Raw genomic sequence first — 11,514 nt, 5'->3', positions numbered from 1 at the left:
TACTCAGTATTTACAAATGAGAGGCATATGAAACTAGTAAAATTAAAAAAGCTTCCGTGAGGAAGCTGAGTAGTTACCTTTATCTTTTATAAACGCTGGCTGTAAGTTATATGTATCTAATTCTTCTATCGGTACCCACTTAAACATATATGTTCTACCCTCTTCATTCAGAATATATTGATCCGCCCCATTTGCAGGTAATTGTTTCAGCTCTACTTCATAGTAAAAACTAATTTCATGAAACTTTCGCTCAGAAAGGGTGAAGAAATTTTCTACTGACCATATTAATCTCTTCACTTTAATAGGAACACCCACTTCTTCTGCAAGCTCTCGTTTTAATGCATCTTCACTATTTTCTAGCATTTTCACTCTTCCGCCTGGTACATACCAAAAATCTTCACCGTCACCTTGCAGAATGAGTATGTTTACAAATTGCTCCGACGCGGTAGTTAAAACATGCTTCTTCAACTTTAAATGTTAGATCCACACCGATTTCCCCCTATACTTTATTTAAAAATCGCTATAAAACTATTATGTATGTGCTGTACAAATAAGGTTACTAAATTTCTCTATTTCATTCAATAAGTTTTGAACTTTCCGATAATTTCACTTATTTTTTATCATTACAAGGATATACTTACTTTACGCTTTATCACGTCTTGTCCAATGAAAAATTCGACGATATAGATATTGAGTTTGACTGGACTGAAGATGACAAAGAAGGTTTGAAAAAGATGTTTCCTAGGTTATGGGAAATATATGGGGAAGAACCGTTTGAATGGTAGATAAATATTAAGACTCTGTTTAACCAATAGACAGAGTCCTGTTTTCATAGAATTCTTATTTACACTTGCTTTGTGTCATTCCACTTATCTAACAGCTCCTTTTCTCTTTCAATTGAAATACCTGCTTTTAATTCCCATTCATCCACACTCTTTATCCACTCATACACATCTGTAACTGTATGTTCTAACCTTCTAAAAGTAAGTCCTTCTTTAACAGCACTTTCAATACTAATAGAAAAACCACCTTTCCACGGCTTCGTCTCACCTTCTAATGAAAATGTTTCAGGAAGCCATAGTGGCATCTCTGTCCAAGGCTGCACCTTATATTCATTCAAAAACGATTCATCTACCCAAACGAATGCAGCATCACTATTCGTAACCTTTTTACAAGTATTTAATAGCTCTTCCATCGTCAATTCATAACTTGGACCTGTTACATTGAATGTACCTGCTTTATTGTTTTCTGCCATGTTTATTCCCCAGTTTGCCACGTCTTTTATATCAACTATCTGCACTGGACGGTCTTTTCTTCCTGGAACTAACACTTCTCCTCCCTTTGCTACACGCCCAATCCAGTATGGAAGCCGATCTGTATAATCAAACATCCCTGAAAGAAGTCCTGCTCTTACGTGTAAAACACGCCCTGGCCAATACTTCTCTGCTTCTTTTTCACACAATACTTTCAGCGCACCGTAATACTCATAAGGAGAAACTTCACCATTCTCCACAGTCTTTATTTGATCACCCGTTGGTTCGGGTTGTAATATATAATCTTCTTTTATATGAGGCGGAATCCAATCTTTATATACGGAAAGACTTGAAATAAATATATAATGCTTTATATTATCCCGTAAGGCTTCTCCAACATTTCTAATGTGATGCGGAGAAAATCCACACGTATCTACGACAACGTCCCATTTTCGATTTTCTAAACTTGAAACATCATCATTTCTGTCACCAATTAACTGCTCTACTTCAGGAAAAATTTCTTTATTCGTTCCGCGATTAAACAATGTAACTTCATGCCCTCTTTTTAAAGCCTCTTCTACAAAAGCTCTTCCTAAAAATCGTGTACCACCTAGAATTAGAATCTTCATTGTTCTCCCCCATTCGTGATTGAAAATCCTTTCTTTTGTTAAACGATTTTTTGCTCATAAAAGTTACGGGGTTAGTCTAACTTTTTCTACAAGTTCAACATATGTAATTTCCATTTCATATATAATTAAAATATCGGATATTTGATTAATCACTTATACATGTAAGTAGGTGAAAAATATAAATAGAAACATAGTTTATCATTCAACATTATGTATGTATTGCCTTACATCGCTTGTATATATAATCTTACTGAACATAGAAAATGGTCGTAATTACTTGGGGTTTACGATGGTTATTCCGCTTTTAGCTGCTATTTTATATCAGAAATTATATAAGAAACAAAAAATAGTTCATACATTTGGAATTTCACGTCCAAAAATAAGAACTTTGATTTTCTCCATTTTAATCCCAATAATTCTAGGGCTATGTCTACATCTCTATTTTTATATTTATAATATAAAATTCTTATTTAATCATTATAATGAATTGGGACTTCTCCTACTCATTGGCCTTACAATTGCTGCTTTATCTGCATTTTTAGAAGAAATCATATGGCGTGGAAATTTCCATTACCATTTACGAAAAAAATATTCATTAAAACAAACAGCAATCATTACTGCATCACTTTGGTCTTTATGGCATTTACCAGTATCAATCCTTTATAAAAACTATGAATTATGGTTTGTAGGAATATTAAGCTATCTCTCGTTATTATTTATATTATCTATAATTTTGACGTATACAAGAGAGTATAGCCGTTCTGTGATAACACCTGCAATTTTACATGGCATGTTCAATGTATTTTATTTAACAGATGGAGTAGAAACAAAATGGGATATTAGCCTAATGGAATTAATTAAATTTATCTTGCTGGTAATTGTGTTTGGCATGATGTATCTAATACATCAAAAAGTTAAAAAATAGTTAAGAGTACCTAAACAAATTATAAAGTACTTCAACACCTTGCAATTATTCAATAATCGTATAGGTGTTGAAGTTTTCTAATCTTAGTTGCTCAACTTGGTTAATACAACACTTTTTTCTATCATGAAGAACAAAACAAGTTTAACTAAAACTTTCATTCTTATTTTTATAAAAATAACCATATTAATCTTTTAAATAAGGAAATATGCACTCTTTAATTAACTCCCATCTATCTCCTGCATTCGGTATAACCTCAGAAGCAATCGCCACCACCAGTTCCTTCTCTGGTACGCAGCAAACCACATTCCCACCATCGCCCATTGCACAGTATGAAAAGATTCCATCCTCTTCTCGTAACCACCATAAGTAACCGTATTGATTTTGGTTCATTGTTGTCGATTCTTTTATCAATGATTTTGATAGTATCTGTTTTCCATTATGAATACCTTCATTCAAATATAGCTGTCCAAACTTAGCCATATCTTTAACTGTTAACGTTAGTCCCCAGCCGCCTATCGAAATACCATTTGGATCATGAACCCATCCCTTTACATCTTTTCCGAATAAGTCATCAAATCCAAATGCTTTCATATTGTAGTTTGGAATTTCTCTCATGCCGAGTGGCTGAAATAAGTATTCATTCGCAAATTCACGGGCACCTTTTCCTGTTGCGCTCGTAATAATTGCTGATAGTACATGAGCTCCTGCAGATGAGTATTTAAAAGATCCGATTTCTCCGCCATTCCCCATTCTATTAAGTGTATACTGTACCCAATCCTCTTGCGTACATAATTCTTCTAGCGGTTCCTGCCAATCTGCATAAGGGTATGGAGCTGTCATAGTAAGTAGATGCCGCACTGTTATTTCAGATGAATTACAATTATAGTCTGGGAAAAATTCTATTATTTTTTGATCAACGTTTTTTATATAGCCCTTATCTATACATATCCCAATTAAAGCAGAGATTATCGTTTTTGTAACTGACGCTATATGAAATGCATCATTTGGACCGTGACCGTTATAATAGTTTTCAAAAATAACATTACCTTTCTGTACTACTAACATACCATTACTATTTTTGTATTCTTCTTTTATAATACACTCTAGCTTTTCAGCAGTTTGCATTGTTCTTCCCCCTTAATCAATGATTAAAAAGGTTCGATAGGTACATATATATCAACTATATGTTTATTTTCTGGGTGCTGCCTTGGGTCATTTTTATACATTTCAAAAGGATATGAATCTCTCGGTTTATATCCGCTATTGGGAAGCCACTCACCGTATAAGAAATCCCATGCTCCTTTATATTCATCTTGGAATATTTCAAAATGACCTACCGCATACTTTCCAGAAGGTATTACCATTATTCCAATGTCGCTCGTTTCTACTGCGGATTCATCCGGAATTGTTATACATAAACTAGTTCTTAAATGGTTGTCCTCAGTAAATTCATGATGGTCGTGGTAAATGGTTAATACTTTCGTATTCTCAAATACATAATAGTTTTCCTCCGCTGCGTAATGAAATAATTTCTCTATCATTTTTGGAAAAGCTATCGTTAACTCTTCATATGTACCGATATGTCTTATGTATGCGACGTTTATATCGTCCACTGTTACAATTTCAACATTTCCTCGAACCTTCTTACACTCATTGTATTGAGAAGCTCTCCTTACGTCTTTGCAATTCTTGCTATTATCGTTTCGATATTGCGACGGACTTACTCCGTAATAATTTTTAAATGTACGGGAGAAAACTGCGGAATCTGTAAATCCGAAGTGATACGCAATATGTGTAATTGTCATATCCAAACGGTATGTAAGTAAATTTGTTGCTCTTTCTAATTTTAATCGGTTTACATACCGTGATAATGGCTCCTCTACTATCCCCTTAAAAATACGATGAAAATGAAACTTTGAAAATCCTGCTACATCCGCCAGCTCTTCAATTGAAAGTGAATCATCTATGTGTGATTCTATATAATCTTGTACTTTGTAAATGCGTCGTATGTATTCATTTCTACTTTGTTTACTCTCCATATTATTATCTCCTCACAACAAAAAGGCTAACGTTAAGCTAGCCTACTTTTATACATTTTTTAAAAATAATACTCTACTACCGCCGTTCCCATCATAATTTGTATGTACCGATACACCCTCTACCTCATCGTCCCCAGCCTCAATCCGAAAACCGATTTCTTGATGAAACTGTATCGACTTTTTGTTAATTGGTGACGTAATTGCTTTTACAACTTTACGGTTATTTGCACGAGCGGCATCAAAGAAATAAGAATACAATGTTGATGCGATTCCTCTTCTTCTATACTTCGGATTTACACCGATAAAATGAACGTATGCTTCATCTTTATATGTTTGTGAAAAAAATCCACATAAAAAACCTAACGTCTCGCCATCTTCTTCAATGATAAAACTCGTTTCTTGAAAATGAACGAAGAACAGTTTTGGCAACATAGCAGACATATCTCTCCCGCCCCACCAATCATTTAAAACAGAATTAATCTTTACATAATCTTCCCCTTGGATGTTTCTAACTCGCATATGTTTCTCCCTCTCACTCACTTCATTTTTTCATATATTTTAATGACTGTTTCTACTAATAGGATGAATACCCATATCCCGCAAAATACAAGAACAGACTGGAATATCAATCCAATTATCATAACACCAACTGCACCTGTTATTGAAAAGGATATTCCACCAAGCCCTGGATCCTGTATAAATGCTCCAGCAGAAAAAGGGGTTATAATAGATACTATTAAATAAATAACACTCATTATTTTTAATATTTTTATAGAAAGATACGAAGTTTTTTCTTGCTCCACTTGTGATAATTCGATTTCCCCGCTCTCAATTCCTTTTTGAAGACAATCTTCACATAAAAATTCTTCCTTAATTTTTTTACCACCGTGCAGCGTACCTGTTATCTCTTTACACCTTGAACATTTTCGATTTATCATGTTGTTACCACTCCAATCTATTAAGATTATACTTATACCATTCTTTATTTACCTTAATATCTCTTTTATGTATTTTATAGAGAAAGGTCGTGTTTTATGATTTCAAAACTTACGTTTGGCTTGAAAAAATCTACAGCTCATTATGTATTAAGACCTAGTTGTTATGCGATTATTTTCCATTCATCTTCTTCAATGATTGCTGTTATCCAAAAAGGAGACCGTTACTTTTTACCTGGTGGTGGTATGGAAGGTAATGAAACAAAAGAAGAGTGTTTGCACCGTGAACTACTAGAGGAATTAGGATGGGCAATTGAAATTAATCAATATATTGGTAATGCGGCTCGATATTTTTATGCAGAAAAGGAAGATATATATTATTTAAATGACGGGTTCTTTTATATTGCGAACATGGTGCAGAAACAAACTGAAAACTGTGAGGATGATCATGTTCTAAGGTGAATGTCTCCTTTACTTGCTGTCGAACTTCTCCTTCACGATCATCAAAAATGGGCCGTTGAACAAACCCTTTTATTACGAAAACAAAAAGGATCTCCTTCTATATGAAAGAGATCCTTTTTACTGTTAACTTACTTTTTTCAAATTGAGAGCTGGCTTTTTCATTCCGCCTTTTTTTACAACATATAGACCCACAAAGATAATAAGTCCGCCAACGAGTTGCATCATATTAATTTGCTCCCCAATTGTTACTGCTGCAAAGATAACTGCGAATAATGGTACGAGATACATATAAACCATTACTTTTGTTGAACCTATTTGACTAATACCGACATACCACATTGCTAGTCCGAAGATGGTTGCAAAGATGATTGAATATGCTAGTGATCCCCAGCTTGGCGTATCTACTGGCCACGTTAAAGAATTTACGTTGAATAAACAGTATATAACAAGTGGTACTATCCCAATTAAAGTAGACCATGATGTGACTCTCATTGCGGAGTATTTTGTAATAAGAGGTTGCGCTAATATTGGATACCATCCCCACGCAATTGCTGCGACTAATCCAATTACATTTCCGAGCCACGCATATTCATAAGTAGCTCCTCCTGTATGTCCTGTTAATAAAACGAATGCTGCACCAATAAACGCTATTATTGAACCAATTTGTACTTTCATCGAAAAACGTTCTTGTTTGTGTAATACTGCTAATATCCCTGTAAATATAGGTGACATCGCAATTAATAATGAGGCGTTCGTTGCTGAAGTATATTTCACAGATAGCATAAACATCGTTTGATACATCGCCGTACCAACAATACCGACTGCTACTAATCGTAACCAATCTTTTCTTTCAATACGTAATGAACGTTCCATCATAAATGTAATAAGTAATAATACCGGAGATGCTACTAAAAATCGTAAACTATTAAATTGAATGGATGACATATATGCCACGCCATATTTTCCAATTGTATAATTTGCTCCCCATACTAATGCTACTGATACTAGGAGCCATTCCATTTGCCATCGTTTCATCCGAATCTCCCCTTCCATATTTAGCATAGTAAAATTGGCTGGATATAACACCGTCCAATTGGCTGTTTTTTTACCCAGCCAATTTGTTATACTTGATGTAGTTAAGAGATACGGAGGCGTTTGTATGGAATGGAAGCTAGATAACGACAGTAAAATCCCTATTTATCAGCAAGTTGTTGACTTTATTGAAAAGCGTATTACATACGGAGAACTTCCACCTGGTAGCTTCCTCCCTTCTGAACGGAAATTAGCTATGCAGTTAAATGTAAACCGAAGTACGGTAACGACTGCTTATAATGAACTACGTGCTATGGGGATTGTGGAAAGTACGACTGGTAAAGGGACACGTGTAAGTACACATATGTGGGGCGTTTCTCCAACATTAACGCCGAATTGGAGAAATTTCGTAGAAGGTGGCACTTTTTTACCAAACTTGCCGTTACTTCGCCATATTCGGGCGGAAGTACAACAAAATGAAAACATTATAGATTTTGCAAATGGAGAGCTCGGTTGTAACCTCTATCCTCACGATCAACTACAAACGATTTTACGAGAACAACCGTTAACGCATTCATTAAGTTACGATCATCCGCAAGGCTATCTTCCGCTAAGACAAGCGGTCGTAAAATATATGAAGGAATATTTAAAAGTTGAAGCGACTGAACAATCCATTATGATTACATCTGGCGCACAGCAAGCACTTCACCTTATCGTTCAATGTTTATTAAATCCCGGTGATGCAGTTGCTTTCGAAAGTCCTTCACACTGTTATTCCTTACCGTTATTCCAATCAGCAGGTATTCGTATTTTCCCGTTACCTGTCGATGAACACGGTATTAATCCAGATGATGTGCAAGAGTTATATAGAAAACATCGTATTAAAATGATCTTTTTAAATCCAAATTTCCAAAATCCTACAGGAACAATGCTGCATCCAAACCGTAGAAAAAAACTGTTATCACTTTGCGCAGACTTACGAATTGCAATTGTTGAAGATGATCCGTCCAGTTTACTTGCGCTAGAAAAAAAACAACCTTGCCCTACTTTGAAATCTATTGATGAAAACGGAACTGTCATTTATGTACATTCCTTATCTAAAATGATTGCACCAGGTTTACGAGTCGGCTGGCTTGTCGCCCCGCAGTCTGTAGTAGAAAGGTTATCCGACGCAAGACACCAAATGGAATTAGGTATGAGTATTTTCCCACAGTGGCTTATGCAACAATTTTTCGAAACAGTACCATTTCAATCTCATATCGTACCGTTACGAAAACAATTAGCAGAAAAAAGAGACGTTATCGTTCGCGCCTTAAATGAGCAACTTCACGATAAAATCTCTTTTTCAAACCCGACCGGCGGTATATACATATGGGGAAAATTAAAAGAACCGATAAACGAAAAACAACTTATTATGCAAAGTTTAAAACAAGAAATTGCATTTATGCCTGGTAGTATTTTCGGCGCGAAAGATGGTTATATTCGTTTATCTTATGGAAAAGTGGATATTGATCAAATTGAGGAAGGTATTTCTCGTTTGCGAGAAGCTATTTTAATTTGTGGAAAATGACTTTACATAAAGCTTTATCGTTTGACAAAAGAAAAATCTGCCATTATTATCAACACGAACCTAGTTATAGGAGTGATAAAAATGAACATTTACGTTGATGCAGATGCTTGTCCTGTAAAAGATGTAATTATTTTTGAAGCTACGAATGCAGAAATCCCTGTAACCCTCGTTACTAGCTTTTCTCATTATTCTAATGCTCAGCAGCCTAAAGGTGTGGAAACAATTTATGTTGATTCCGGAGCAGATGCTGCAGATTACCGAATTATGCAATTAGCTCAAAAAGAAGATTTAATAGTAACACAAGATTACGGTCTTGCTTCGCTCGCTTTAGCAAAAGGCTGTATCGTGCTACACCATAAAGGCTATAAGTATACGAATGATAACATTGAACAATTGTTACAAACACGGTATTTAAGTGCAATGGTTCGAAAAAGCGGTAAGCGTACAAAGGGACCAAAACCATTTACAGCAGAAGATAAAGAGAAATTTAGAGCGCTCTTTAAAAGTATGATTGCACTTTAAAAATGAACCGTCTATTTGCAAGGAAAACTTCGCAAAACAAAGAAGAGAATATCGAAATGAACATTCTCTTCTTGAGGTTTACCCTTTTAAAATGAAGGTAAATTATCTAAGTTATTTTCCTTTATTCCATCAGGTTCACTACGTATAATATCTCTACCATACTTATGAAATACGTCCACATGAGCTAACTTCCCTGATTTCGCTTCACTAAGTGCAGCCATATAATCTAACTCTCTTCCGCTACTTGTTTTAAACGCTATTAAATCACCATCATTATTTTTACGGACGGCAACAATTTGTTCTGCTCCTGAATTGACTTCATGGTCTACTTCAAATTGAGCTTGCCCTTCTCCTTGATGTAAGTAATCATTATAAACTTTTTCAAAGTCTTTTTCGTCCATAACATTCACCTCCAACACATTTTATTAGTATGGTTGGGAGATGGTGGTTTTATGTAATTTGCTCTAAACTTTAGTATTTTCAAATGAAAACATAGTACCCCCACTATTTGATTGTAAAGTGTATTTTACATCGAACATCTTTGATATATCTTCAATATTTTTCAAACCAAGTCCCGTACCTTTACTGTTTATATCAAACCCAATCCCATTATCTCTAAAGGAAACAATATCTTCATCTATAATAATTTTGAGTTTTTTAGCTTTAGAATGTTTAAGGACATTTTGAAAAATATTATCAAATAACCTTTGCATCCATAACTCATTACTATTCCATATCAACTCTTTATCTTGTGGATTATATACGAATTCAATTTTATGAATGCTATACAAATAGCTCCATTTTTTAATCATATTTTCTATTAAATTATGTATATTAACTTCATCATTCACAATATAAGTATTCTCTAAGGTTTCTGTAGATTGAATATTAAATTCGTTAGTTAAATCACTTATATATTGTATCTGCTCATACATTGATTCAAGTACTGGTGCTTGATCCTTGTACTCACCTTCTAAATAATATAATTGTAATCTGACCGCTGTTAAGGGTGTATTAATATCATGCCGTAATTTATTTAATAGTTCCTTTTTTATTTGTTCCTGTTGTTGTAGTTCTAATTCTCGATAAGTTGTTCTTTCTATAAGCAAGTTCACTGATTTAATCAGCTCTCCCATTTCATCATCGCTTTTAACATTTATTATATTAGGGATTTTTTTATCACTAGCTAAATCTCGAATCGTTTGATTTAATACATTAATTTTATTTAATACTGTGTTAATCGATTTTGAAAATACAAAAGCTAATATTAATAGTGATAATAAAAATATGATTAACATCGTAGGATATGCATAGGATTCGTGAAAAGGAATGTCCTGATTTTTAGTTTTAAAGACAACATTATAAATAACTGATACAAAGATACTAATTGACAATAATAACAGCGGTACGCTAATAATGGCGGAGAATAATAGTAACTGATATTTTTTCTTTAAGTTCATTTCTTCATATAGGTATTTAATCTATACCCTTCTCCATATATGTTCTGAATAATATCACCTGTTTTATCATCAATTTTGGTTCTGATTTTCTTTATATGTACGTTCATGATATTTTGATTTCTATCTTCGAGTTGCCATAGGTAATCATAGAAGTGTTCTTTAGATAAAATTCTATCTCTATTTTCATACAAATAGAAGAATATTTTACGTTCAATTGCTGTAAAAGCAACTTCATTACGCAAATTATTAATAAAAACTCTTTTATATTTTGCATCTATAAATAAATGGTTAATTTGCGTGAACGTACCATATTGATTATCTAACATTTTCTGAATCCTTAACAATAACTCTCTAGGATCAAAAGGTTTTATCATGTATTCTTCTCCAATGGTCAAACCTTTTAGTTTACTATCCATATCATTCCTAGCTGATAGAAATATAATTAGAATATTTAATCCTAGATTTTTTATTTTCTTTGTAATTTGATAACCATCTTCGCCTGGTAACATAACATCCATTACGACTAAATCTATTTCATGAATTATATCAAGAACTTTCCTTCCCTCTCTCTCCCAGCACACATTATACTCCTCACGCTGTAAAATTTTTTGTAATAAGTCTCCTATAATCAAATCGTCTTCAACAATTAATATGTTATATACTTTCATCATGTAGACCTTTCATCGC

12 protein-coding genes and 3 pseudogenes are annotated in these 11,514 nt (G+C 33.9%); 5 read left to right on the top strand and 10 right to left on the bottom strand.

Annotated elements, in window-relative coordinates; translation table 11 throughout:
- Positions 1–42: 42 nt before the first annotated feature.
- Positions 43–487, bottom strand: a pseudogene (locus JDS99_RS13065) (NUDIX hydrolase).
- 148 nt (positions 488–635) lie between these two features.
- On the opposite strand from JDS99_RS13065, the pseudogene JDS99_RS32765 reads away from it, so the two are divergent.
- A pseudogene (locus tag JDS99_RS32765) lies at positions 636–785 on the top strand (DUF4240 domain-containing protein); the annotation flags it as partial.
- 59 nt (positions 786–844) lie between these two features.
- On the opposite strand, the gene JDS99_RS13060 reads toward JDS99_RS32765, so the two are convergent.
- Positions 845–1,882, bottom strand: a complete 1,038-nt coding sequence (locus tag JDS99_RS13060) for an SDR family oxidoreductase (protein WP_199695195.1) — start codon at positions 1,880–1,882, stop codon at positions 845–847.
- Positions 1,883–2,051: 169 nt separating this feature from the next.
- Between JDS99_RS13060 and JDS99_RS13055 the strand changes: the two genes are divergently transcribed.
- On the top strand, positions 2,052–2,807 hold the full coding sequence (locus JDS99_RS13055) for a CPBP family glutamic-type intramembrane protease (RefSeq protein ID WP_199695194.1): 756 nt from the start codon (positions 2,052–2,054) through the stop codon (positions 2,805–2,807).
- 183 nt (positions 2,808–2,990) lie between these two features.
- On the opposite strand, the gene JDS99_RS13050 is transcribed toward JDS99_RS13055, so the two are convergent.
- The 4 genes from JDS99_RS13050 to JDS99_RS13035 are packed head-to-tail and all read right to left on the bottom strand — an operon-like array spanning position 2,991 to position 5,784.
- On the bottom strand, positions 2,991–3,932 hold the full coding sequence (locus JDS99_RS13050) for a serine hydrolase domain-containing protein (protein ID WP_199695193.1): 942 nt from the start codon (positions 3,930–3,932) through the stop codon (positions 2,991–2,993).
- Between the two features lie 23 nt (positions 3,933–3,955).
- A complete protein-coding gene (locus tag JDS99_RS13045) occupies positions 3,956–4,846 on the bottom strand; it encodes an AraC family transcriptional regulator (RefSeq protein ID WP_088063850.1) in 891 nt (296 codons plus the stop codon).
- 48 nt (positions 4,847–4,894) lie between these two features.
- Complete coding sequence (locus JDS99_RS13040) at positions 4,895–5,365, bottom strand: GNAT family N-acetyltransferase (protein ID WP_060487240.1); 471 nt, start codon at positions 5,363–5,365, stop codon at positions 4,895–4,897.
- Positions 5,366–5,382: 17 nt separating this feature from the next.
- The gene (locus tag JDS99_RS13035; RefSeq protein WP_088063851.1) at positions 5,383–5,784 is read right to left on the bottom strand and encodes a DUF3980 domain-containing protein; all 402 of its coding nucleotides are present in this window, start codon (positions 5,782–5,784) and stop codon (positions 5,383–5,385) included.
- A gap of 96 nt (positions 5,785–5,880) precedes the next feature.
- On the opposite strand from JDS99_RS13035, the pseudogene JDS99_RS13030 reads away from it, so the two are divergent.
- A pseudogene (locus JDS99_RS13030) lies at positions 5,881–6,348 on the top strand (NUDIX hydrolase).
- Between the two features lie 18 nt (positions 6,349–6,366).
- Here the strand turns inward: JDS99_RS13030 and JDS99_RS13025 are convergent.
- The gene (locus JDS99_RS13025; protein WP_088063852.1) at positions 6,367–7,278 is read right to left on the bottom strand and encodes a DMT family transporter; all 912 of its coding nucleotides are present in this window, start codon (positions 7,276–7,278) and stop codon (positions 6,367–6,369) included.
- A gap of 124 nt (positions 7,279–7,402) precedes the next feature.
- Between JDS99_RS13025 and pdxR the strand changes: the two genes are divergently transcribed.
- Together pdxR and JDS99_RS13015 are read left to right on the top strand one after the other, a co-directional pair.
- Complete coding sequence (pdxR, locus tag JDS99_RS13020) at positions 7,403–8,845, top strand: MocR-like pyridoxine biosynthesis transcription factor PdxR (RefSeq protein WP_147787770.1); 1,443 nt, start codon at positions 7,403–7,405, stop codon at positions 8,843–8,845.
- An 81-nt stretch (positions 8,846–8,926) separates the two neighbouring features.
- Positions 8,927–9,367: a YaiI/YqxD family protein gene (locus tag JDS99_RS13015; protein ID WP_088609204.1), complete on the top strand. Its 441-nt coding sequence runs from the start codon at positions 8,927–8,929 to the stop codon at positions 9,365–9,367.
- Positions 9,368–9,453: 86 nt separating this feature from the next.
- On the opposite strand, the gene JDS99_RS13010 is transcribed toward JDS99_RS13015, so the two are convergent.
- From JDS99_RS13010 to JDS99_RS13000, 3 genes are all read right to left on the bottom strand, one after another.
- Positions 9,454–9,768, bottom strand: coding sequence for a DUF3892 domain-containing protein (locus JDS99_RS13010; RefSeq protein ID WP_147787771.1), 315 nt, complete (start codon positions 9,766–9,768; stop codon positions 9,454–9,456).
- A gap of 63 nt (positions 9,769–9,831) precedes the next feature.
- Positions 9,832–10,827 (bottom strand): sensor histidine kinase, encoded by a 996-nt coding sequence (locus tag JDS99_RS13005; RefSeq protein ID WP_147787772.1) that lies wholly within the window; start codon positions 10,825–10,827, stop codon positions 9,832–9,834.
- Positions 10,824–11,495, bottom strand: coding sequence for a response regulator transcription factor (locus JDS99_RS13000; RefSeq protein WP_199695198.1), 672 nt, complete (start codon positions 11,493–11,495; stop codon positions 10,824–10,826). The genes JDS99_RS13005 and JDS99_RS13000 overlap by 4 nt, the downstream gene beginning before the upstream one ends.
- Between the last annotated feature and the right edge of the window lie 19 nt (positions 11,496–11,514).

It is taken from the genome of Bacillus cereus group sp. N6, from assembly GCF_016483705.1.
Lineage (GTDB): Bacteria > Bacillota > Bacilli > Bacillales > Bacillaceae_G > Bacillus_A > Bacillus_A wiedmannii.
This window is presented reverse-complemented; position numbering and strand designations above follow the sequence as displayed.